17 protein-coding genes and 1 pseudogene are annotated in these 23088 nt (G+C 66.6%); 6 read left to right on the top strand and 12 right to left on the bottom strand.

Features of this window, described 5'->3' with window-relative positions; translation table 11 throughout:
• Positions 1 to 4: 4 nt before the first annotated feature.
• Positions 5 to 4267 (bottom strand): non-ribosomal peptide synthetase, encoded by a 4263-nt coding sequence (locus L5G28_RS02810; protein ID WP_237000228.1) that lies wholly within the window; start codon positions 4265 to 4267, stop codon positions 5 to 7.
• A gap of 471 nt (positions 4268 to 4738) precedes the next feature.
• Here L5G28_RS02810 and L5G28_RS02805 point away from each other — a divergent pair, with 471 nt between their 5' ends.
• Entirely contained in the window at positions 4739 to 5881 is a 1143-nt protein-coding gene (locus L5G28_RS02805; RefSeq protein ID WP_237000227.1) for an MFS transporter, read from the top strand.
• On the opposite strand, the gene L5G28_RS02800 is transcribed toward L5G28_RS02805, so the two are convergent.
• Together L5G28_RS02800 and L5G28_RS02795 are read right to left on the bottom strand one after the other, a co-directional pair.
• A complete protein-coding gene (locus L5G28_RS02800) occupies positions 5878 to 6273 on the bottom strand; it encodes a nuclear transport factor 2 family protein (protein WP_236998283.1) in 396 nt (131 codons plus the stop codon). The two genes, L5G28_RS02805 and L5G28_RS02800, sit on opposite strands and share 4 nt — an antisense overlap.
• Before the next feature lie 159 nt (positions 6274 to 6432).
• Positions 6433 to 7620 (bottom strand): acyl-CoA dehydrogenase family protein, encoded by a 1188-nt coding sequence (locus L5G28_RS02795; RefSeq protein WP_237000226.1) that lies wholly within the window; start codon positions 7618 to 7620, stop codon positions 6433 to 6435.
• A gap of 201 nt (positions 7621 to 7821) precedes the next feature.
• On the opposite strand from L5G28_RS02795, the gene L5G28_RS02790 reads away from it, so the two are divergent.
• Positions 7822 to 8913, top strand: coding sequence for a DUF2804 family protein (locus tag L5G28_RS02790; RefSeq protein WP_237000225.1), 1092 nt, complete (start codon positions 7822 to 7824; stop codon positions 8911 to 8913).
• A 192-nt stretch (positions 8914 to 9105) separates the two neighbouring features.
• Here L5G28_RS02790 and leuS read toward each other — a convergent pair whose 3' ends face one another.
• Positions 9106 to 12018, bottom strand: coding sequence for a leucine--tRNA ligase (gene leuS, locus L5G28_RS02785; protein ID WP_237000224.1), 2913 nt, complete (start codon positions 12016 to 12018; stop codon positions 9106 to 9108).
• 176 nt (positions 12019 to 12194) lie between these two features.
• Between leuS and L5G28_RS02780 the strand changes: the two genes are divergently transcribed.
• Positions 12195 to 13550, top strand: coding sequence for an LLM class flavin-dependent oxidoreductase (locus tag L5G28_RS02780; RefSeq protein WP_237000223.1), 1356 nt, complete (start codon positions 12195 to 12197; stop codon positions 13548 to 13550).
• A gap of 165 nt (positions 13551 to 13715) precedes the next feature.
• Here the strand turns inward: L5G28_RS02780 and L5G28_RS02775 are convergent.
• The 5 genes and pseudogenes from L5G28_RS02775 to L5G28_RS02755 all read right to left on the bottom strand — a co-directional run bounded on the left by L5G28_RS02775 (position 13716) and on the right by L5G28_RS02755 (position 18314).
• A pseudogene (locus tag L5G28_RS02775) lies at positions 13716 to 14889 on the bottom strand (LLM class flavin-dependent oxidoreductase).
• A 20-nt stretch (positions 14890 to 14909) separates the two neighbouring features.
• Positions 14910 to 15749 (bottom strand): ABC transporter permease, encoded by an 840-nt coding sequence (locus tag L5G28_RS02770; RefSeq protein ID WP_237000222.1) that lies wholly within the window; start codon positions 15747 to 15749, stop codon positions 14910 to 14912.
• Between the two features lies 1 nt (position 15750).
• On the bottom strand, positions 15751 to 16575 hold the full coding sequence (locus L5G28_RS02765) for an ABC transporter ATP-binding protein (RefSeq protein WP_237000221.1): 825 nt from the start codon (positions 16573 to 16575) through the stop codon (positions 15751 to 15753).
• Positions 16572 to 17639, bottom strand: a complete 1068-nt coding sequence (locus tag L5G28_RS02760; protein ID WP_237000220.1) for an ABC transporter substrate-binding protein — start codon at positions 17637 to 17639, stop codon at positions 16572 to 16574. The genes L5G28_RS02765 and L5G28_RS02760 overlap by 4 nt, the downstream gene beginning before the upstream one ends.
• Before the next feature lie 297 nt (positions 17640 to 17936).
• Complete coding sequence (locus tag L5G28_RS02755; RefSeq protein WP_237000219.1) at positions 17937 to 18314, bottom strand: PLD nuclease N-terminal domain-containing protein; 378 nt, start codon at positions 18312 to 18314, stop codon at positions 17937 to 17939.
• A gap of 181 nt (positions 18315 to 18495) precedes the next feature.
• Between L5G28_RS02755 and L5G28_RS02750 the strand changes: the two genes are divergently transcribed.
• A complete protein-coding gene (locus L5G28_RS02750) occupies positions 18496 to 19014 on the top strand; it encodes an SdpI family protein (RefSeq protein WP_237000218.1) in 519 nt (172 codons plus the stop codon).
• A gap of 3 nt (positions 19015 to 19017) precedes the next feature.
• Entirely contained in the window at positions 19018 to 20013 is a 996-nt protein-coding gene (locus tag L5G28_RS02745; protein WP_237000217.1) for a bile acid:sodium symporter family protein, read from the top strand.
• Here the strand turns inward: L5G28_RS02745 and L5G28_RS02740 are convergent.
• Together L5G28_RS02740 and L5G28_RS02735 are read right to left on the bottom strand one after the other, a co-directional pair.
• Positions 19989 to 20618, bottom strand: coding sequence for a DedA family protein (locus L5G28_RS02740; RefSeq protein ID WP_237000216.1), 630 nt, complete (start codon positions 20616 to 20618; stop codon positions 19989 to 19991). The two genes, L5G28_RS02745 and L5G28_RS02740, sit on opposite strands and share 25 nt — an antisense overlap.
• Before the next feature lie 22 nt (positions 20619 to 20640).
• The gene (locus tag L5G28_RS02735; protein ID WP_372477150.1) at positions 20641 to 21234 is read right to left on the bottom strand and encodes a YqgE/AlgH family protein; all 594 of its coding nucleotides are present in this window, start codon (positions 21232 to 21234) and stop codon (positions 20641 to 20643) included.
• 112 nt (positions 21235 to 21346) lie between these two features.
• On the opposite strand from L5G28_RS02735, the gene L5G28_RS02730 reads away from it, so the two are divergent.
• Positions 21347 to 22645 (top strand): MFS transporter, encoded by a 1299-nt coding sequence (locus L5G28_RS02730; protein ID WP_237000214.1) that lies wholly within the window; start codon positions 21347 to 21349, stop codon positions 22643 to 22645.
• Positions 22646 to 22657: 12 nt separating this feature from the next.
• Here L5G28_RS02730 and L5G28_RS02725 read toward each other — a convergent pair whose 3' ends face one another.
• Positions 22658 to 23074, bottom strand: coding sequence for a hypothetical protein (locus L5G28_RS02725; RefSeq protein WP_237000213.1), 417 nt, complete (start codon positions 23072 to 23074; stop codon positions 22658 to 22660).
• Positions 23075 to 23088 lie beyond the last annotated feature (14 nt).

The raw sequence follows: 23088 nt of genomic DNA, 5'->3' as shown, positions 1-23088 counted from the left end.
GACCTCACGACTGCGTGAGCTGTAGGACCGCCAGGTCTGCCGTCAGTTCGGCCACGAGGTCGCGGACCTCGTGCTCGTCGAAGAGCGCGACCGCGTAGAGGACCTCGATGGCCCCGGAGTCGTCGCCGCGCGGCGCGATCACGGAGACGTGCAGGTCACAGTGCGCGATATCCACGGGGACGGGTGTCACCTGGACGCCGTCCCAGTCGGCCGCGGGGTGATCGTCCATGGTCAACATGACTTGAAACAAGGGATGACGATCGGTTGGGGCCGGTCCGAGAGCTTCGACGACATCCGCGAACGCGGTCGTGGCATGGGCGAACGCCGCATCCTCGGCTCGACGAACCTCGACGATCGTCTCGGCCACCGTCGGTCGTACGCGGCACGGCACGCTGACGGTGTTGACGAACATGCCGACCACGTTCGCCCAGTGCGCGTCGTCGCGACCCGAGAGCAGTGCGCCGATCGGTACCGTGTCGGTACCGATCCGTCGAGCGAGGACGCGGGCCAGTACGGCACGCACCACCGTCAACACTGTTACGCGCGCCCCACTGGCGACTACCTCGACCTCGCCCCAGGCCGCCCTCCCGAGCGGCATTCGCACCCGCGCACCCCGCCGATCCCAGACGGCCGGACGCCGGGGCGCGAGGTCGGCCGACACGGCCGACCGCGCCGCATGTTCGATGTCGGCCGCACGATGCTCGAGAGCGCTCGTCTGCTGGGACAGCGCATACTCGCGATACTCGGCGGCGTCCGACGCTGCTACCGGCGCTCCGAGGAGCCCTGCCAGCATGATTCGCAAAGACTCCCCGTCCGCCGCGAGATGGTGGAGGCAGACCGCGATCACCGTCGACTGGTCTGACGCCGTCCCGACGCCGATGCGCAGTGGGTACCGATGTGCAACGTCGATCGGCCGGTGCAGATACGTTCGCAGGCCCTCCGGGTCGCACCCGCCCAACTCGTCGACCGTCCAGCAGTCGGGATCGGAGACCGGGTCGACGGCGAAGGTCCCATTGTCGTCGAACCGGCTGCGCAGCATCGGATGGGTGTCGAGGAGGGCGGCGACGCCCCGTCTGACAACGGAGACGGGGATCGGCGACGGAACGGTCACCGCGAATGCGATGAGATGGTCGATCCGGTCCCGGGCGGGGTACACGTTGCGTTGGCTCGGCGCCAACGGAACCCTCGCCCCGCCGGTGTCGAGGTGCACGGCGACGTCGGGAACGACGCGGCCTGTCGAGCGAACGAGTTCGGCCAGCTCGCCCGGTGTCGGATGGGTGAAGACTTCGCGCACACCGATCCGTACACGGTGGACGGCGGCGATCCGGGCGACCACCGTGGTCGCCGCCAGCGAGTCGCCGCCCATGTCGAAGAAGTCGTCGTCGAGCCCGATCGCCGAGACACCCAACGCGTGCTCGAACGCGTCGACGGCAGCTCGCTGCGACGTGTCGGTCGGCCGCCGGTGCTCGCGCCTAGGCGCCGCCGTCGGCGCCGGAAGTCGGGCACGGTCGAGCTTGTTGTTGACCGTCAGCGGCAGTTCGTCGACGACGGTGACGCCCGCAGGCGTGTACGCGGTTCCCAGTCGAGTCCGGACATCGTCGCGGACACGTCGAGCGATGTCGTCGCGCGTACCCGCCGCGACGACGTAGGTGTGCAGGCGACGGCCTCGCTCAGTCTCATGCGCGATCGTGGCACTGGCCGATACGATCCCCGTCTCGAGCACTGCGCGATCGATCTCGGCGAGCTCGATTCGCACCCCGAGGATCTTCACTTGGTCGTCGGCACGACCGATGAACCAGATCTGATCGTCGGTGCCCCGTCGCACGCGATCGCCGGTGCGGTACATGCGTTCACCACCGCGGTCGATCGACGCGACGAAGCGGCTCGCCGTGGCCGCAGGCCGGCCGACGATCCCGATCGCCAGACTCGGCCCACACACATAGAGTTCGCCTTCGCCGCCACGGGGGACGGGGCGCAGACGTCGGTTCAGCACCTGGAGCCGGACGCCGCTCATCGGCCGACCCAGCGGGATCCTCGACTCGGTGCCGCCGGGAGCAACCGGATCGGTGAGCATCACGCTGCAGGTGGTCTCGGTGGGCCCGTAGGCGCATCGGATCGTGGCCCTGCGAGCCCACCGGCGCATCAACGGGGCGGGACACGTGTCGCCACCGACGATCAGGTGCGTGAGGTCGGGCATGCCGTCCTCGGGCAGCGTCGCGAGAACAGCGGGTGTGACGAGCAGATGCGTGACACCGCGGGCACGAAGGCACTGCGCCAGTTCGTCGCCGCCACGGATGTGTGCGGGCACGACGGCGAGCGAGGCCCCGGCGTTGGCTGCGGCGAGCATCTCGACGATCGCTGTGTCGAACCCCGGCGACGCAAGATGCGCGACGACGCTCGCCGACGTGACCTCGTACGACGCCGCGATCTCGGCTGTCAGATCGGCGACGCCGGAGTGCGAGACCCAGATCCCTTTCGGGGTCCCCGTGCTCCCGGACGTGAACAGCAGGTACGCAGGCGAACAGGCGCATGCTCGCCGCACACGGGTCGGCCCGCTGACGGCGCTCACCGCGTCGAGGTCGATGTCGAAGCCGCTGCCACGACCGACGACCACGGCAGGCGAACCGGCGTCGAGCATGGTCCGGCGACGCGGCTCCGGCAGCGACGGATCGATCGGCAGCACGCACATCCCCGCCGATGCCACCGCCCAGGCAGCGACGACGCTGCGCAGCGAACGTGCACAGATGACGGCGACCACGTCACCGGGCTCGGCACGCGAACTCAGCTCGGCGGCGAGTCCGGCCGCCGCGTCGGCGGTCTCCCGGTACGAGTGCGAGCCGCCCTCCTCGTCGACGACGGCGACCCGAGTGGAGTCCCGGCTCCGTAGATAGCCGTCGGCGAGGGTCCCGGACGCCCCCGCCGACGACGTCCACGACGTCCACGACGTCCACGACGGAGCTTCGGGCGAGAGGCTGTCGATCTGGTCGTCTCCCGCCGCGTCACACAGGGCGGCGACCGCGTCCAGCACACCGGCGAGGATCACGTCTGCGAACGCCGGTTGGTGGACGTCCGCGTTGACTTCGATCTCGACGCGCAACCGGTCCGCGCCGCCGGGGTAGACGTTGATGTTGAGGTCGCTGACCGGGCCTGTCGTGAGAACACGCAGATCGCAGGTCGTGCCATCGCCGAGGGAGATGCCGGGCGGGGACGGGACCAGATTGAGGACCGGCCCGAGTCGGACGAGACCGGCGACCTCCGAACCGATGCCGCCGCGGTCGACGACCATGTCCTCGTAGCGATACTGCTGGTGCCGCAACGCGTCCGAGAGGAGACGTCCAACCGTCCTCAGGTGAGGATCAACCGGCAGCTCCGATCTGTGCTCGACGATCACCGGAAGCAGATTCGACAGGGTTCCCGCTGTCGCCCGAACGGCTGCGTTGGTTCTGGTCGACGTGACCAGCGTGAACGGGATCGCAGATCTGTCGGTGATCCGCGACAGGCAGCCCGCAGCGGCTGCGACCAGTACCGCGGCAGTCGGGACAGCGGCCCGAGCGGCCGTCGCCCCCAGTCGCTGAATCGTCATGGACGACAGATCTGCTCCGGCGAGGTGAGTTCGGTTGGAGATGGGTGCGATGTCCTCACCGGTTCGCAGTGGTTCGGGTGCCGCCGCCATCACCGCCCGCCAGTGTTCGCGGTCGCGCAAGCGCCTGGCGGAGTCCCGGTATGCGCGCTCCTGCTCGACGATCACGGTAATCGGTTGCGGCTCGGGCAGTTTCGCGTCGCCGACCTGATGACCGAGCGCTCGCCGATAGCGGTGGGCGACGTGTCGCATCACCAACCCCGACCCGTACCCGTCGATCAGCAGGTGGTGGGCTCTCGCGTAGAAGATCCACTTCCGCGGGCCGACCTCGATGAGCGCGTACCGGATCAGCGGCCCGTCGGGCGGCAGGGGAGCGGTCGACATCTGCGCCATCGCCTCGGCGGCCGCCGTGTCGGGATCGTCGGCGTCACGGACGCAGACGCGTTCGGTCGCGACTCCGGATCCGCCCTCGATGCTCAAGTACGGCTCCGCACCGTCGACGTGCACCCGAGTGGTCGACACCCCGAGCGCCTCGGACACCTCGCCGACGACGGTCACCAGGAGGTCCGGGTCCAACGCGCCTCGGATCTCCAAGCACTGTGCGATGGCGATCGGGGTGTCGTCGCCGAGCAGGTGTTGCGCCGTCCAGATTGCGCGCTGGGCTCGGTTGAGTGGAATACGGGTCATCGTCGGATATGCCGCACGCCCGCAGCCGACCGATCGGTCATCACGCCGACAAAGTGTTGAATACCGCTGACGACGGAACGATCACGGAATCGATATATCGCGCATATCCGCCATCTATCCCCAATTCGCTCAGAAGTCCGCAGAACATTGCCGTTGAATAGGAGCGCGGAACGGTTCCGCTGCTGGTGAGTACACTCAGGACATTCATCACTCGACTCGATTCATTGACAGAGAAGGACGCAATGGGCTTTCGTGATCAAGACGTCGACGGCAGTGTCGAAAAGGTGACGGTATCACCGAGTCGTGGCGGACTTCTACTGAATCACCGGCCAATCTCGGTGGGTAATCCAAATGGCATCGGATTCGCGTCCCGGCGACAGAGAGTCACATTCTTCCCGTGCCGCCGCACGACCTTTCCGCACATGTGCGACGCTTCGCATGAGTTGGACAGATCGGGCGGATGAGGTGTCGGTGACTGGTGCGTATCGGCAGTCGACACTGCCCGTGGTCTTCGTACTGGCCGCGGTGCAGTTCACGATAATCGTCGACGAGACCGCCATCGCACTCCTCGCGCCGTCGGTGGCGCGCGACCTCGACCTGGGCGACCAAGCACGTCACCTCCTGGTCACACCGTTCGCGGCCGCCTTCGTGGTGATGCTGCCCGGAACCGTCGTCGCCTTGCGGCGAGTCGATCCGCGGAGGGCGCTCCCATGGGCCGCGTCTGCGTTCGCTGTCAGCGCGGCAGCGGGCGCCCTCGCACCCACGGCCGCGAGCCTGATTGCCGCTCGTGCCATGCAAGGAGCGACTGCAGCGGTCACCACCACCTGCGTGCTGGCGGCACTGCACCTCGCCACCGCGAACGCCTCAACCAGAGCACGCGATTTCGCAGTGTTCTCGACGGTGTCCGGCGCGGGGGCGATCGCCGCCCTTGTGGTAGCGGCGCCACTCGCCACCGTCTCGTGGCGGTGGTGCTTCTGGGCGGTGGGCGTCGCGGCAGCCGTGTGCACGATCGGCTGGCTCGTAGCGTCGCAGCCCCGAGCCGATCGGGGGGTCGGGCTCCGCTCGGCGCGCCTGTCGACCACGAAGGGCGGGCTGTCCGGGTACGCGGCGATCGTGGCGGCGAATGCGATCCTCGCCGCCTCGGTGATCACGGTGAGTTTCGCGCTTCAACAGGACCACGGGTGGACGCCGGTCGCCGCTGGACTCGGCTTCCTACCCCTGAACGCGGCGGCCGCGGCGGGCGCGATCACCGTCGCCCGCGGTTCGTCGACGCCGCCGGGCGTGCGACGCCTCCTCGTGTGTGCGTTCGCCGCTCTCGCCGTCGGCTGCGCTGCGCTGGCCGGTGCGCCCGGCACGTCGACGGCGATCATCGTCGCCACGGTGCCGATCGGGTTCGGCGTCGGGGTGGCCTTTCCACTGGTCAACGGCCACATACTGGCTGGTCGAGGCGACGAGACTCTCAACCGCGCCGCGGGTCTCGGCATGGCGCAGCAGATCGGGCTCGGCATCGGCGCGCTCGCCGCGGCCGCCCACTCAGACCTCACGCTCGTGATTCTGGCTGGCATGGTTGCGGCCGCGGTCGCGACGACCGTCGTCTGGACCAGGCGGCGTTAGACCTGCTCGAGGTCCGTCGGGTTCCAGACCGCACGCATGGATGCGACTTTGCCGTGCTCGTCGAAGACCATGACGTCGACCGGGGTGATCTTGAACTTGGCGTCGTCCGTGCCGGTGACGAGGGTGAACTCGAAGACCGCGGTGTCGCCGGCGATCCTCGTCCAGGCGAGAGTCGCTTCGCGGTGCGGCATTCCGGTGATGATGCCGTAGAACTCGAGGAGTTCGTCGCGGGTCGTGCGCAGGGGAGCGCCAATCGGGTCTTCGACGGTTGCCCCGTCGGCGTACAGGTCGACGATCTGCTCCGCCGTCCCCGAGGTCAGGCCGTCGATGTAGGCCTGGACGGCGGCGGCGATCGTGTCTGACAATGCGACTTCCTGCTGGTCGGCAGTCATGAGCTCTCCCTGAAATTGGAACGTGTTCTAGTTCACGCTAGCAGGGATCACTGAGGCACGACAGCGGAAATGAGATCAGTACGCTCATCGGCCGCCGAGGGCGATATGCCCTTGCGGGGCGATGAGCGTACTGATCTCAGAAGAAGGTGGATGCCGTCCTCACTTGAGGTCGGCGCTGTTCTTACCCAGGACGCGACGAGCGATGATCAGCTGCTGGATCTGCTGCGTGCCTTCGAAGATGTCGAGGATCTTCGAGTCACGCGCCCACTTCTCGAGGAGTTGGGTCTCGGAGAATCCCGCGGTAGCGCTGATCTCGACGGCCTTGTTCGTCAGCTCGGTGACACTGCGACCGGCCTTCGCCTTCGACATCGACGCCTCGGCGGAGTTCGGTTGCTTGTTGTCGGCCATCCACGCGGCACGCAGGGTCAGCATCCACGATGCCTCCCAGTCCGACTCAAGGCGGATGAACTCGGCGACAGCAGCGTGCTGAGCTGCGACGGGTCGGTCATAGTCGATCTCGTGACCGGCCTCCTCGATGATGCGGCGCAATTCCTCGAGGGCTGCGCGGCCGAGTCCGACAGCCATCGCGGCAACGACCGGACGGGTGTTGTCGAACGTCTGCATGACGCCGCCGAAACCCTTCTTGACGTTGATCTCCGGCGTGCCGAGCAGGTTGTCCGCACGCACACGAGCGTTGTCGAAGCGGACGACGGCGGTGTCGGACGACTTGATGCCCAGCTTGTGCTCGAGGCGCGCGACCGTGACGCCCTCGGTGGACATCGGGACGACGAAGCTCTTGATGGCGGCGCGTCCGACGCTCTTGTCGAGGGTCGCCCAGACGACGACGTGATCGGCTCGCGAACCCGCAGTCACGAAGATCTTCTCGCCGTTGATGACGTACTCGTCGCCGTCGAGGACTGCGGTGGTCGAGACTGCGGCGGAGTCGGAACCGAAGCCGGGTTCGGTGATGGCCATGGCGGCCCACACGTCGGCGAAGCGTTCGAGCTGCTCGTCGTTGGCGACGGCGGCGATCGCCGCGTTGCCCAGACCCTGGTAGGGGATCGACAGCATGAATCCGACGTCGCCCCAGCTCAGTTCGCGTGCGTTGAGCACCGAACGGAGGTTGACGCCGTTGACGGTGCTCTCCCCGTCGCTGCTGGAGTCTGCGGCCTTGTCGCCGCCACGGGCCTGTTTCGCCATCTTGCCCAGATCATCGAGCTCGACCGGGTACTCGTGCTCGGCTTTGTCGTACTTGCGCGAGATGGGACGAAAGATGTGCTCGGCGGCGAGACGGGCGCGCTCGACCGTGGAGTTCAGCTTCTCCGGGAGCTCAAGGTTGATTGCCATACATTGACCTTACTACTGAGTAAGGTACTTGCCAACCGGCTACGTGCAGCTACCGCACGAGGCAGAATCGGACGAATGCCGCCGGTACCCGCCGACGCAGTACAGGCATGTCTGCAGCTGACGGCCCACCCGACCGCCGCGCCCGCGGGCCTTGTCGGGGCATTCCATCGGACTCAGCCCCGGTGTGGTCACAATGGGGCCATGATCCCAGACCCGTCGAACACTGTGCCGTCGAACGCTGTGCCGTTCCCGCCTGCGGCCACGCCGCCGCCTCCCGCTCTGGTGACCGACGGCCGATATCAGTTCGGCACCTACGACGGGCCGATACCCACGATCAGCCCGCTCGACGCGGCGGGCGACGGTCTGCTCGCCGCCCCGCGCCGCATCGCCCGCGACCTGGGGCTCAAGGAGTGGGAGGCCTTCCAACTCGGCGACGACGACCACTTCGTCCTCGGCGCCGTCTACAACGCGAAATCCATTGGCCTGCTTCAAGTCCTCGTCGTCGACAAGAAGGCGGCGACGATCCGCAGGTTCGAGACGAAACTCCCGTCACCGATGTTGTCGGTAGCGCGCGGCCTGGACGGGACGACGTCGTGCGGAGAGTTCTCGGGCCTGGCGATCTCGATCGGAAACGACCTCGGCGACGGCATCGTCACCGTCGACGCGACCCGCGACCCGCAGGGCGACGACCCGTCGCTGGCTCTGCACGTGACCGGCGAGTGCGGATCAGACGATGCGGCGCACCTGGTGATCGTGCACCCGTTCTCCGACGAAGCGGCTCTCTACTCGCACAAGGCGATGATGCCGATGCACGGCTCGCTGGTCCTCGGCGACGACCGTGTCGGTTTCACCGACGACCGCGGTTTCCTCATCCTCGACGATCATCACGGCGACTACCCGCGCCCGATGCGCTACGACTGGGTCACCGGCGCGCGCCGCAACTCCGACGGCGTCGTCGAAGGGTTCAACCTCACCGACAACCAGATCCGGAAACCGGACGTCTACAACGAGAACGCGGTATGGATCGGCAACGAGTTGCACCGTCTTCCGCCGGTCACGTTCACCCGGCCGGACGGCCCGTGGGGCAAGTGGCACGTGCGCGACCAGCACGGAGCGGTCGACGTCACGTTCACTCCCACGGTCCGCTCGACGATGCACGTCGGACCGCGCAAAGTCCTCGCCGAGTACTACGCGCCGTACGGCTGGTTCGAAGGCGTCATCCACGCCGAGAAAGCGACGCTGCCGGTGGACGGCGTGTTCGGCGTGGGAGAGCAGAAGCGCATCACAGTGTGAACGCGGCTTCTGCCCTGACGACCCGAACCCTCGTGTCGCGTGTCGTTAATTCCTCGACGGTTGGTGGTGTTCCGCTGTGCAGCTGGCAAGGCGGAGGAGGAAGGGATACCGGTAGGTATCGCGACCGACGACAACGCCGCCAGATGTGCAGCGGGGCGCTGCCAACCATTAAGGAATTAGCGATACGAGGCACTAGGGGACGACGTTCACCATGCGGCCGGGCACGAAGATCACCTTGCGGGGCTCACCGTCGAGCAGTGCGGCGATCTTCTCGTCGGCGAGCGCCGCCGCGACGACCGTCGCCTCGGCGGCGTCGGCCGCGACCGTGATCCGGCTGCGGACCTTGCCCTTGACCTGCACGGGAATCTCGACGGAGTCCTCGACGAGATACTGCTCGTCGACCTCCGGGAACGGACCGTGCGCGAGTGAGCCGTCGTGGCCGAGGCGGCTCCACAGCTCTTCGGCGAGGTGCGGCGCAAGCGGCGCGAGCATCAGGACGACGGGTTCGACAGCGGCGGCAGGCGCACCGTCCGGGTAGGTCTTCGTCAGATGGTTGGTCAGCTCGATGAGCTTGGCGACCGCGGTGTTGGTGCGCAGATTCGCGAAATCGTCACGGACGCCCGCCGTCGTCTTGTGGACGGCCTTCAACGTCTCGACGTCCGGCTCGGCGTCGGTGGCCCGCACGGCGCCGGACTCCTCGTCGACCACCAGACGCCACACGCGCTGCAGGAACCGCTGCGCCCCGACGACGTCCTTCGTCGCCCACGGACGCGACTGGTCCAGCGGGCCCATCGACATCTCGTAGACGCGGAGAGTGTCGGCACCGTAGTCGCGGCAGATGTCGTCGGGAGCCACCGAGTTCTTGAGCGACTTGCCCATCTTCCCGTACTCCTGGGACACCTCTTCGTCGCCGTGGAAGAACGTGCCGTCGCGCTCGACGACCTCGTCTGCGGGCACGTAGACGCCGCGCGAGTCGGTGTAGGCGAACGCCTGGATCATGCCCTGGTTGAACAGACGGCGGTACGGTTCGACGCTGCTGACGTATCCGAGGTCGAACAGGACCTTATGCCAGAAACGCGAGTACAGCAGGTGCAGGACCGCGTGCTCCATGCCGCCGATGTACAGGTCGAGTCCGCCGGGATCGTTCGCGCCGTGCAGTGCCGGGCGCGGGCCCATCCAGTACGCCTCGTTCTCGGGGGCGCACAGCGTCTCGTCGTTGGTCGGGTCGATGTACCGCAGCTGGTACCACGAACTGCCCGCCCACTGCGGCATCACGTTGGTGTCGCGGGTGTAGGTCTGCACGCCGTCGCCGAGGTCCAGATCGACGCTCACCCAGTCGGCCGCCTTGGCCAGCGGGGGAGACGGCTCGCTCGCGGCGTCGTCGGGATCGAAGGCGACCGGCGCATAGTCGGCCACCTCGGGGAGTTCGACCGGCAGCATCGACTCGGGGAGAGCGTGCGGAGCGCCGTCGGCGTCGTACACGATCGGGAACGGCTCGCCCCAGTAGCGCTGGCGGGCGAACAGCCAGTCGCGCAGCTTGTACTGGATGGTGCCGGTACCGGTGCCCTCGGCCTCGAGGCGTTCGATGATCGCGGTCTTCGCGGCGGCGACGTCCAACCCGTTCAGGAAGTCGGAGTTCACGAGCGGCCCGTCGCCGGTGTAGGCGGCTTCAGCGATGCCCTCGTCGGATCCGATCACCTCGAGCAACGGCAGACCGAACGCGGTGGCGAACTCGTAGTCGCGGGTGTCGTGCGCGGGCACCGCCATGATGGCGCCGGTGCCGTAACCGATCAAGACATAGTCGGCGATGAAGACCGGGATCTGCGCGCCGTTGACCGGATTAGTCGCGTACGCGCCGGTGAAGACACCGGTCTTCTCCTTGTTCTCCTGACGCTCCAGATCGCTCTTGGCCGCGATCGACGCACGATAGGCGGCGACGGCCTCTGCCGGGCTGCCGGCGCGGTACCCTTCAGGCCCGGTCCACCGGGCGTCGGTCCCCTCGGGCCAGGCGTCGGCCACCAGGGCGTCGACGAGCTCATGCTCGGGGGCCAACACCATGTAGCTCGCCCCGAACAGAGTGTCCGGGCGGGTCGTGAAGACCTCGATCGGTGTGCCGGTCGCTGTGGAGAACTGGACCTGGGCACCGCGTGAACGGCCGATCCAGTTGCGCTGCATCGTCTTGACCTTGTCGGGCCAGTCGAGCAGGTCGAGGTCATCGATGAGTCGGTCGGAGTAGGCGGTGATCCGCATCATCCACTGGCGCAGATTCTTGCGGAAGACCGGGAAGTTTCCGCGCTCGGAGCGACCGTCGGCGGTCACCTCCTCGTTCGCCAGCACCGTGCCCAGGCCCGGACACCAGTTGACGAGGGAGTTGCTCAAGTAGACGAGGCGGTAGCCGTCGAGCACTTCGTTGCGCTCGGCGACAGACAGCTCATCCCACCGACGATCGCCGTCGAGAGTCTTTGCACCCGAAACGAATTCGTCGACCAATTCGCTGATCGGGCGGGCCTTGGCCGCGTCCGGGTCGAACCACGAGTTGTAGATCTTCAGGAAGATCCACTGGGTCCAGCGGTAGAACTCGACGTCGGTGGTCGCGACGCGGCGACGCTCGTCGTGGCCGAGACCGAGGCGGCGGATCTGCGCGAGATAACGTTCGATGTTCGCCTCGGTCGTGCTTCGCGGGTGAGTGCCGGTCTGGACGGCGTACTGCTCCGCCGGGAGACCGAACGAGTCGAAGCCCATCGTGTGCAGGACGTTCTTGCCGGACATCCGCTGGAAACGGGCGAACACGTCGGTGCCGATGAAACCCAGCGGGTGCCCGACGTGCAGTCCGGCACCCGACGGGTACGGAAACATGTCCTGTACGAACAGCTTGTCGGGGGCATCGGCCTGCGGTCCGTCGAAGTCGCTAAAGTCCCCGGCGAGCGGGCCGACCGGGTTCGGCGCGTGGAACGTGCCGTCGGTGGTCCAGCGCTCCTGCCAGCGCGACTCGATCTCACCTGCCGTGTCGGCGGTGTACCGGTGCCCGGGAGCGGACTCGGCGGGACCGTGCGACGAAGCGGAGTGCGACGAACGAGCGGAGGGCGAAGAATCAGCGGAAGTCACGTAACCAGGGTAAACGGCATACCGTTCACGGCCGCAAGCGAGCCTTCGTCCGAGCCAACGCAATAGTCCCTTTAGATCACCGTGTTTGTAACCATGGCGATCGGGGGTCGCGCGCGGAACCATGTCCCTCATCCCCAAGTACCGGCCTGGAGCCGGTGCGAGTGAAAGGACTTTCGTTGAGCCGCAACCGAAACCGCACGTTGAAGTTGAATGCCTTCCTGCACGACACCGGCCACCACGAGGCGTCGTGGCGCCACCCGGACTCCTCGGTCGACCGCATCGGCGACATCGCCTGGTACCAGCAGATCGCGCGGACCGCGGAGGCGGCGAAGCTCGACGCGGTATTCCTCGCGGACATTCCGGCGGCGACGGCCAGCGGACACCGCCCCAGTACGGAGTTCGAGCCGATCACTCTGCTGTCGGCGGTCGCGGCCGCGACCGAGAAGATCGGATTGATCGCGACGGCGTCGACGTCGTTCTACGAGCCGTACAACCTGGCTCGCCTGTTCGCGAGCCTCGACCGCATCTCCGGAGGTCGTGCGGGTTGGAACATCGTCACGACGTTCAACACCGATGCCGCCCGCAACTTCGGGCTGCACGATGTGCCGTCGAACAGTGAGCGGTACGGCCGCGCACAGGAGTTCGTCGACGTCGCGACCAAGCTGTGGGATTCGTGGGAGGACGACGCGCGGATCGCCGACCGCTCGTCCGGCGCGTTCGCCGACGCGTCGAAGGTCCACGCCATCGATCATGTGGGACGGCACCTTCAGGTCACCGGACCGTTCAACGCGTCGCGACCGCCGCAGGGTCGACCGGTGTACATCCAGGCCGGATCGTCGAACGACGGTCGTGCCTTCGCCGCCCGCAACGCAGAAGCAATCTTCACCGCCCACCAGACGCTCGCCGATGCGCAAGCCTTCTACACGGACATCAAATCTCAGGTGAGGACATTAGGCCGCAACCCGGACCACGTTCTCGTCCTTCCCGGGATCAGCCCGTTCATCGGAGACACTCCAGCCGAGGCTGAGGAACTGTACGAGTACTTCAATTCGCTGATAGTCCCGGAGTACGGGCTGTCGCAGTTGGAGAAGATGGGCGGTGTCTCGCTCCGCCATCTCGACTTGGACGAGCGTGTCCCGTTGGAGGCGTTCGGCGCCGCCGGAAGCGTCCTGGACAACCAGCGGAGTCGACAGCAGGTGATCGCGAACATCGTCGAACGCGAGCAGCCGACCGTTCGCGAACTGCTTCAACGTCTCGCAGGCGGGCGCGGCCACAACGTCGTGCACGGCACGCCCCTCCAGATCGCCGACATCATCACCGACTGGTTCGAGAACGGTGCCGCGGACGGGTTCAACGTGATGCCGCCGCTGTATCCGCAGCTGCTGGAGGCCTTCACCGAGAAGGTGGTGCCGATCCTCGTCGAGCGTGGCCTGTTCCGCGGCGAGTACGACGGGTCGACGCTGCGCGAACACTACGGTCTCCCGCGACCGGACAGCGTCTTCTCCGACACCGCCCGGACGCAGATCTCCTGAACCGCCGCCGCCGCTAGTGTCGCGTGTCGGGCTCGCCCAGTTCCCGCCGACGTCTGCGCCGTCCGAGCCGGTCGCGGTAGTCCCGCCAGTCGGTGAACGTCTTGACCCGGTGGTGCATCCCTCTGACAATTCCGGCTCGTGCAGCCCAGCGGTTGGCTTCGCGTCCTACTCAGTGGTGGCGAGCTCGGCACGGACGCCTCTCGCGGGGGCGGCGAGCTCATAGTGATCTCGCAGGGTGGTGCCCGCGTAGTCGCGACGGAACACACCGCGCTGCTGAAGGATCGGCACCACCTGGTCGACGAAGGTCTCCAAGCCCGAGGGCATGACGGCGGGCATGATGTTGAATCCGTCAGACGCGCCGGTGGTGAACCATTCGATGATCGTGTCCGCGACCTGTTCGGGAGTTCCGGCGAATGTGCGGTGGCCTCGTCCACCACCGAGGCGGATCAACAGCTGGCGGACCGTGAGGTTCTCGCGGCGAGCCAGGTTGACCGTCAACTCATATCGGCTCGTACTGACCTCAGTCACGGGTCGGATGTCGTCCGGCAGCGGAGCGTCCAAGTCGATCTCATCGGCCGGGATACCGATGTCCGCCGCCAACTGGTTGAGTGCGTGTTCGATCACCACGAGATCGTCGAGACGACGTTCCAGATCCCGAGCCTCCGCTTCGGTACTTCCGATCAACGGCACCACCCCGGGCAGGATCTTGATGCCGTCCGGGTCACGCCCGGCGTCGACGGTGGCGGCCTTGAGCTTGCTGTAGAACACCCGTGCGTCCGCGATGTTGTCCTGAGCCGTGAACACTGCTTCCGCGTACGCGGCGGCCAACACGATTCCCGGAGCGGACGACCCCGCCTGCACGATGACCGGGCGGCCTTGTGGGCTGCGCCCGACGTTGAGCGGGCCAGCCACTTTGAAGAACTCGCCGTCGTGGCCGATCGAATGCACTTTGTCAGGGTCGGCGTAGACACCCGCCGCTTTGTCTGCCGCCACGGCATCCTCGTCCCACCCGTCCCACAGACCGTTGGTCACCTCGAGGAACTCGTGCGCGCGGCGATACCGGTCGGCCGGATCGGGCATCGTGTCGAGGTTGAAGTTGGCGGCCGCGTCGGCACTGGCCGTGGTCACCACGTTCCACCCGGCACGCCCCCTGCTGATCTGGTCTAAGGAGGAGAACCGGCGGGCGATGTTGTAGGGCTCTTCGAACGTCGTCGACGCGGTGGCGATGGAAATGCTCCACATCTGAGTTCGCCCGCGGATCGCTTTCGGGAAGTCGCCAGGCGACCTCATGGTGGCCCACTCCGTTGAGGAAGGCACTCAAATGCAGTTGTCGAGTCATCGTGTCTGTTCCTTCGATGTTCAGGCGCGCCAGCGGGAGAACCGGCGTTCGATTGCGACCAACCCGTAGTTGACGATCAGGCCGACTGCGGAGGTAGTGATGATCGCCGCGTACATCTGCGGGATCAGAAAGTTCATCTGGGAATAGTTGATGAGGTAGCCGAGTCCTTCTGTCGCACCGATCATTTCGGCGGCGATGAGAACCAGGATCGCGGCAGCACCAGAGATGCGGATACCGGTGAAGATGGTCGGCAGCGCGGCCGGAAGGATCACTTTGCGGAATGTCGTCACCGGCGACAGATCGAGCACGCGGGCTGAGCGCAGCAGTTGTACGTCCACGGTCGCGACGCCGCTGATCGTGTTGAGCAGGATCGGGAAGAAGCACGCGAAAAGGACGATCGCGACCTTGGAGGTCTCACCGATTCCGAGGATCAGGACGAAAACCGGGAGGATCGCCAGGGCCGCCGTGTTGCGGAAGATCTCCAGCACCGGGGTGAGCACGTCGCGGACCGGTGGATACGACGCGATGGCCGCGCCGATCGGGATCGCCGTGACTACGGCGAGGCCGAAACCGGCGGCCGAACGGATCAAGCTGGCTTCGAGGTGTGTGGCGAGCCTGCCGGACGAGGCCAGGTCCCACCATGATTCGAGCACCGTCGACAGAGGCGGAACGAAATGCGGGTCCAGCAACCCGATGCGGGGCGCGAACTCCCAGACGAGAGCGAGCAGGACGATGCCGACCAGTCCGCGAGTCAGGCGGACCGATCGGGTACGGAAGCGGGAAACGTGGCGGACACCGGCAGCGGTTTCCTGCCGCGTGGTCGGCCGCGGCTCAGTACGTTCGGTAAGCAGATCCGACATGTCAGTGCGCCTCCGCCAACTCGACGCGGCTACGGCCGCTGCGGGAACGGTTCTCGCGTAGGAAGGACCAGATCTCGTGCCGATACCGTGCGAACTGCGGGTCGGAACGCACGTCGCCGTCGAAGTCTCGATCCAGCTCGATGTCGATGACGTGGTCGACGCGGCCGGGCCGACCGCTCATCACGGCAACACGCTCCCCGAGAAAGATGGCTTCTTCGATGTCATGGGTGATGAACACGATCGTGGTGCCGGTACTCCGCCAGATGTGCAGGAGCTCTTCCTGCAGATGTTCCCTGGTCTGTGCGTCGAGCGCACCGAACGGTTCGTCCATAAGAAGGACGCCGGGTTTGTACGACAGGCTCCGGGCGATGGCGACGCGCTGTTTCATACCTCCGGACAGCTCGTGCGGGTAGCGGCTGGCGAATTCGGTGAGTCCGACGAGTTCGAGGAATTCGCGCGCTTGAGACTTCCGCTCGGATCGAGAGAGGCCACCGGCGGCCTCCAGCGCGAACTCGATGTTGCCCAGCGCCGTCCGCCACGGCAGCAGGGCGTACTGCTGGAACACGACCCCGCGATCGAGACCCGGCTTGGTGATTTCACGCCCGTCTGCCCGAACGGTGCCGGACGTGGGCTTGGTCAGCCCACTGATGAGGTCCAACACCGTCGACTTTCCGCACCCGCTGGGTCCGACGAGAGTGATGAACTCTCCCGTCTCGACAGTCAGTTGCAGGCCGTCGAGTGCGACAAATTCCCGCAATTGGCGATCCTCGTTGCCGCGGACCTGGAATACCTGTCCCACATTGACCAGCTCGATCTTGCTACTCATTCGGTCTTCCTGTCAGCGAAGGGATTGAACTTGTTGGTGTAGAGCTCACTCGGGTTGACGGCGTCGGCGTCGACCTCGTCGGACGATTTGAGCCAGTCCAGCCAGATCGAGAAGTCCTGGTCACGCAGCACGCCGCCCGGTGTCGCGACTCCATTGCCGTTCCACGATGTGAACGACTTCCTCTCGTCGCTCCGGCCGTGCCTGTCGAGATACTCGCCGTAGAGATGGAGGACCTCGGCCGTCGAATGCGTCTGGGCGTAGTCGATCGCCTTGGTGATTCCGCCGACGAGAGCTCTGGTGGTCTTGGGGCTGTGCTCGATGAACCCGTTCCGCAACACGTAGCTGCCGCCGTTGTAGGGGCCGACGAAGTCGACGTCGTCTGCGAGGACGCGGAGCCCGCCATGCTTCATCGCCGTCTCTTTAGCGGCGAAACCCATGTACGACGCGTCGACCTGCCCTTGGCGCAGCGACGATTCGGCGTTGACCCCGGGTAACGGCACCAGCGTCACCTTGTCGATGTCGTCGTCGGAGAGGCCTTCCTTCTTCAGGTAGGTGTCCAGGATTGCCTCGGCGTTGGCACCCAACGTGTTGACGGAGACCTTCTTTCCGATCAGGTCCTGGCCCTTCGTGATCGGGTGGTCGTCCAGAGTCACGATGGAGCTACTCACGTCGCCGGAAGATCCGTACGTGGCGGCCACCGCCGTCACCTCTACCCCCGCCGAGACCACCTTGGCGATCGCACCGTTGAACGGCCCGCTCGCAATATCGCTCTGATGGGTGGCCAACGCCTGCAGGCTCGCGGGTCCGCCGCCGCTTTCACCGATCCAGTCGAGGGTTACTCCGGGTAGGTACCCGAGGGCATCGGCGACCTCGAGATAGTTGATCAGTCCTGCACTGCTCTGATAACGGATAGTGGTCGCCTCTGTCTCCTCCTCGGTCCCGCCGATACCGCATCCCGCCACCGCGGTCAAAGCGATGAGTGCGGCCACCGAGACGGAGGCCGAACGGCGGACGGCACGCTTTCGCTGGCCGAAGGGTCTCCGACGGACGGCAATGGATCTCATGGGCTGACCTTCTTTAATGGCACGGGTGAATACAGCTCAATCACACCGAGCAACGACTCACTGAGAGTCCCTGGGTGAGATCGGCGAATTAAATCAAACGTATGGCGCGACGGTGATTCGGCCAATGGTTGAAATCGCGGGTATCTAAACTCCGGCCAATCAGCGCATTACGTCGACGCGTGCATGAAACTGCAGCTCCCGGGCGCGACTCGCGCACAGGCAGACCGGACGTCCACCCGACTCGACGGTCGCTGCGCCCATCGCCCGATCGAACGTAGTCGGAACCGCGGGACGTCTTCAGTCGCCCTCGGGCTCCTCGTTCTCCCCAGACCCGTTCTTCTCCTGCGCACGACGACGCTGCTCCTGCGCGCGTTCACGGGCTTTGCGCCGGAACTCGGCGTCTTCGCGGGCAGCGATAGCCGCCCTGTACTCGGGGTCGTTGTATCCGGGTCGCTCGTACTCGGGGAAGCCGGTCGTGCGGGTCGGCGGCGACGCGGCGACGCCTTCGGGACGGCCGACGAGGAACCAGATGATCGAACCGACGAGGGGCAGCAGGATCACGATGAGCACCCAGGCGACCTTCGGGAGATGCCGTACCCGATACTCCTCGGCGACGATCACGTCGATCAGCGCCGCCACCCAGACGACCAACACGATGAGACCGAAATACGGCACGACTTTCCCCCGAATCGTTGGAGTCCCCAGACCGCTTAACGCCTGAATCACCTAAAGCAGCGCAACGATCCTAACCCGGTCCGGCGCGCGGTCGACGACCACCGGCTCGCCGCCGCGACCCCCGTCACCTCATACCCGGACGATTCCCCACCCGTCGCCGCCGCGTCGTACAGTGAGGTCCGTGCATATCCTGTCCATCGTCTCCGGTGTCCTGGCCCTCGTGCTCGCGGTGTTCTGGGCCGGCGTCGGCATCAGCGGACTGAGCGGCCGACTCGAACGCAACCGCTGGTTCGGGGTCCGCTCGGAAGAGACCATGCGATCGGGCGAAGCGTTCGCACTCGGCAACAAGGTCGCTGCGCCCGGCTTCCTCGCCGCCGCCCTCGTCCTGCTGATCGGGGGAGTCCTCGCCTTCGGCGGCGACCTCGGCTTCCTCTTCGGCTTCGGCGGCGTAATCGTCGCCTTCGTGATCGCCGCGGTCGCAGCCGGCGTCGGAGTCCGGGTCGCGGCCACCGTCCCCGAACCCGAAGAGGAGTCTGGCGGCTGCAGCGCCGACTGCTGTTCCGGCGGCGCTGACGAACAGCACGCAGACGATCCGGCGGCCGACTGCGGGACCGACAGCTGCGGTTCGTGCGCACTGCAAGGCATGTGCACCACCGAGCACGCCGCCGAGCCGACGCAGCCGGCCGACGCCGCGCATTGACGGATGCGCAACCTCCTCGCCAAGTCGCCTATCGACGGCTTCATCGCATCGATTTTCCTCGCCGTCGTCGTCGCCGCAGTCTTTCCGGCGTCCGGCGTGTTCGCCGACGTCATGGACTGGGTGGTCACCGGCCTGATCGCCCTGCTGTTCTTCCTGTACGGCACCCGGCTCTCACCGCGCGAAGCACTCGACGGACTCACCCACTGGCGACTGCACACGACGATCCTCGCGTTCACGTTCGTCCTGTTCCCGCTCATCGGCCTCGCGCTGCACCCGATGCTGTCACCGATGATCGGTGCCGACCTCGCCGACGGTTTCCTCTACATGACGCTGGTCCCGTCCACGGTGCAGTCGTCGATCGCCTTCACGTCGATCGCCCGCGGCAACGTTCCCGGTGCGATCGTCAGCGCATCCGCGTCGAACCTGCTCGGCGTCGTCCTCACACCTGCCCTCGTCGTCCTGCTGATGAGTTCGGACGCAGGCGTGCACATCGACGGCGAGTCGATCCTCGAGATCGTGTTGAAGATCCTCGTGCCGTTCATCGTCGGCCAGATCGCCCGCCCCCTCGTCGGCCCGTTCCTGCGGCGGTACGCCGAACCGACCAAGTATGTCGACCGCGGTTCCATCGTGATGGTCGTCTACGTGGCGTTCAGTGAAGGCGTCCAGTCGGGGCTCTGGAGCCAAGTCGACGCGGTCGACGTCATCCTCGTGATCGTCCTGTCGACCGTGCTCGTCGCGCTGATGCTCGCCATCACCTGGTTCGTACCCAAACGGCTCGGCTTCAATCGCGAGGACATGGTCGCCGCTCAGTTCTGCGGAACCAAGAAGAGCCTGGCCACCGGCCTACCGCTCGCCAGCGTCATGTTCACCGGATCGGTCGTGGGCTTCATGGTGTTGCCGCTGATGATCTTCCACCAGATCCAGCTCATCGTCTGCGCGTGGCTCGCCAACCGATACCACCGACAGAGCGATCCTCAAGGCGATACCGTCGACGCGTGACGTCGCGAACGCCACCGCCGGAAGACCAAGAACCCCACCGCCAGTCCAGCGACACAGACCGCGACGATCAACGCCATCTCGGCGCCGAGCGTCTCGCCGACTGCGAACGAGACCAGTAGAACAGTCGCCGTCCACGAGACGCCGCCAATCGCGCTGGCGAGAGCGAACCTGCGGAACGGCATCCGCCGTGCGCCCGCCACCAGCGGAATCACACTGCGCACGAACCCGACCCAACGCGCAGCGGCGACCGCGATGATCGCGTCGCTCGGGCTCGGCGTCTTGCTTCGGGACCGGGTCATGCGTCGCGCCACCTTGCGCCCCATCCTGGTGGCCCCCAACCGTGGACCGAAGCCACGGCCCACCCAGTAGCCGCTCCAGTCGCCCGCCATCGCCGCGAGGCCACAGCCGACGACGAGGATCGCGATGTTCGCGGAGCCGATCGCCGCGACGACCCCCGCCGCGACGAGAACGGCTTCACTCGGCGCGACGAGACCGACGAAGATCACGGAGGTCTCCAGATAGACGACACCCATGGCGATCACGTAGACGGCCCACGCCGGGACCGCGTCGATCAGCGACGTCAGCTGATCGGTCAGCGCATTCATACGTCGACTAACTGTGAAGTGATCAATTGTCGTCCGGCCGCACCGGATAGGTCGACAGCAGGGGCAGCGGCCACGGCTGTCGCGCCAGCACACGCTGCCAGACGTCGACGGACGGTTCTGCCAACAGATCCGTCGGCAGCCCGGACGCGACGATCCAGCTGCTGTCGGCGAGCTCCTCGTCGAGCTGTCCCGCCTCCCACCCCGCGTAGCCTGCGAAGATCCGCACACCGGTGAGCACTTCGGCCATCTCGTCGGGGTCGGCGTCCAGGTCGACCATCGCGACCGGCCCCGTCACCTGGTGCAGTTTGGGTTGATCGGCGACCACCACACCACTCTTCGCGACACCCAGGCACAATGCCGACGACGTCCCGACCGGGCCGCCGACGAACACCGCGCGCGGGCTCGCCGCGAGGTCGGCCCAGCCGGGGAGGATGTTGTAGACGGCGGCGTCGCTCATCCGGTTCAAGACGACACCGAGGGTGCCCTGCTCGTCGTGCTCGATGATGTAGACGACGGACCGCTCGAACGTCGGACCCGACAGGGCGGTCGACGCGATCAGCAGCGACCCGGGGGCCACCTCAGGTCGGTCGTCGGAGAACTCGCCGTCGGACACCACCCCATCATGACACCACAGGCAGCACGACGCGGCGCCACCGGACCGGTCCACTCAAACTGTGACATCGGTCGTCGACGACGGCTACTCGCGAGTTCGTCGGTAGCATTGTCTAGTGAGCTTATGGACGCAGGTCAAGGCACCCGGCCTGCTCCGATTTCTCGGGGTCAGGCTCCTCAGCCAGGTCAGCGACGGAGCCTTCCAGGCTGCGCTCGCGTTCTCCATCCTGTTCAATCCGGACCGCCACACCGACCCACTCGCCGTCGCGGCCGGCTTCGCCGTCCTACTCCTCCCGTACTCGGTCCTCGGGCCCTTCGCGGGAGCACTGCTCGACCACTGGGATCGACGACGCGTCCTCATGTGGGTCAACGCTTTCCGTGCGGTCGCGATCGTTCTCGTTGCGGCCGCGATGAGCACCGGCGTGCCCGACACGGCTGTGCTCCTCGCGGCCCTCATCGTCACCGGGTGCAGCAGGTTCGTCGCGTCTGGGCTGTCGGCCGGGCTGCCGCACGTCGCGTCTGAGTCGGTCATCATCGAGGTCAACGCCGTATTCACGACACTCGGCGCCGGGATGCTCGCCGTCGGTGCCGGTCTGTCCACCCTGCTCCGCACGATCTTCGGCGCGGACAACGGCGGATCCGGTGCGACACTTCTGGCGGGCGCCGTCTTCGCGCTCTCCTCGGGCATGCTCGCCGCCACATTCGCACCGCGGCGCCTCGGGCCCGACAAGCCCGACGGATCCGGTCACTCGGCGCTCTACTCGGTGGGTCGTGGACTGGCACACGGTGTGCGGGCCGTCGCGAATCACCCGAGCGTCGGCATCGTGCTCGGCGCGATCGGCGTCCACCGACTGGTGTTCGGGATGAACACGTTGATGCTGCTCATCGTCGTCCGCTCCATCGACCTCGGCGCGCCGCTCGGCCATGACGTGCAAGCCATGGCGGGGATCGGCGCGGCCGTCGCGGCGGGCGCGCTGCTGGCGGCAGTCGCCACGCCGTGGTCGGTCCACCGCTACGGACGACGCCGAACGGTCGCCGTCGCGCTCGTCGGCGGGGCGCTCGCCGAAACCCTGGTCGGGACGCTCACCGCTTCGGCAGTGCTGGTCGGCGCCGTGCTCCTCGGCCTCATCGGCCAGACCGTGAAACTCTGCGGCGACGTCGCCATGCAGTGCGACGTCCCCGACTCCTACCGCGGCCAGGTGTTCGCCGTCCAGGACGCCGTGTTCAATACGGCGTTCGTCGCCGCCATGTTCGTCGCGGCGTTCGCGATCCCCGCGGACGGCTTCTCCGTGCCGTTGATCATCGCAGGCGCCGTCGCCTACCTGGCCGGCGCGCTACTTGTGTGGCGGGCCGACTCGGGGGTCGTCGAAGGGCCGGACCAGGAGACCGTGGAGCGAGAGCAGGCGCGGGTCTAGCCGGATGAAGAGTTAGCGGTCGCCCGCCGACCGGTGAGCGTCCGCGTATCCGTCGCCGTCGGTATCGATCAGGACGGTGTCGGGCTCGCCGTCGCCGTCGGTGTCCAGGACCGACTCGTCGGGTTTCTGGGCGTCCGGCTCGGATTCACGCGGGCCTGCGCTCCCGTCGACGGGACGCTCCCACAGGCCGGAGCCTCCGTCGGCGAACTGGGTCTCCGGGACGCCGTCGTCGTCGAGATCGAGGACGGACCGATCGGCGACACCGTCGCCGTCGGTGTCCCACATCGCGTCATCGACGAGACCGTCGCCGTCGAAATCGAGTGCTACCGCGTCCAGGACGCTGTCACCGTCGAGATCGAGATCGGCGGGCGAACGCCACGAGGACATCTCGTCGCCCGTACCGAACCCGTACTCGATGACCCCGTCCATACTCAGTTAGACGC

The sequence above is a fragment of the Gordonia liuliyuniae genome (genome assembly GCF_021739025.1).
GTDB lineage: Bacteria > Actinomycetota > Actinomycetes > Mycobacteriales > Mycobacteriaceae > Gordonia > Gordonia liuliyuniae.
Note: the sequence above shows the minus strand (reverse complement) of the source record. Positions and strands in the feature narration are given on the sequence as shown.

What these genes read in the sequence shown, in the direction of transcription:
- L5G28_RS02740 (WP_237000216.1), bottom strand. Translation starts at nt 20,618, where the DNA reads ATGAATGCGCTGACCGATCAGCTGACGTCGCTGATCGACGCGGTCCCG.
- L5G28_RS02725 (WP_237000213.1), bottom strand. Translation starts at nt 23,074, where the DNA reads ATGGACGGGGTCATCGAGTACGGGTTCGGTACGGGCGACGAGATGTCC.
- L5G28_RS02745 (WP_237000217.1), top strand. Translation starts at nt 19,018, where the DNA reads ATGCGCAACCTCCTCGCCAAGTCGCCTATCGACGGCTTCATCGCATCG.
- L5G28_RS02810 (WP_237000228.1), bottom strand. Translation starts at nt 4,267, where the DNA reads ATGACCCGTATTCCACTCAACCGAGCCCAGCGCGCAATCTGGACGGCG.
- L5G28_RS02790 (WP_237000225.1), top strand. Translation starts at nt 7,822, where the DNA reads ATGATCCCAGACCCGTCGAACACTGTGCCGTCGAACGCTGTGCCGTTC.
- L5G28_RS02770 (WP_237000222.1), bottom strand. Translation starts at nt 15,749, where the DNA reads ATGTCGGATCTGCTTACCGAACGTACTGAGCCGCGGCCGACCACGCGG.
- L5G28_RS02795 (WP_237000226.1), bottom strand. Translation starts at nt 7,620, where the DNA reads ATGGCAATCAACCTTGAGCTCCCGGAGAAGCTGAACTCCACGGTCGAG.
- L5G28_RS02800 (WP_236998283.1), bottom strand. Translation starts at nt 6,273, where the DNA reads ATGACTGCCGACCAGCAGGAAGTCGCATTGTCAGACACGATCGCCGCC.
- L5G28_RS02765 (WP_237000221.1), bottom strand. Translation starts at nt 16,575, where the DNA reads ATGAGTAGCAAGATCGAGCTGGTCAATGTGGGACAGGTATTCCAGGTC.
- L5G28_RS02760 (WP_237000220.1), bottom strand. Translation starts at nt 17,639, where the DNA reads ATGAGATCCATTGCCGTCCGTCGGAGACCCTTCGGCCAGCGAAAGCGT.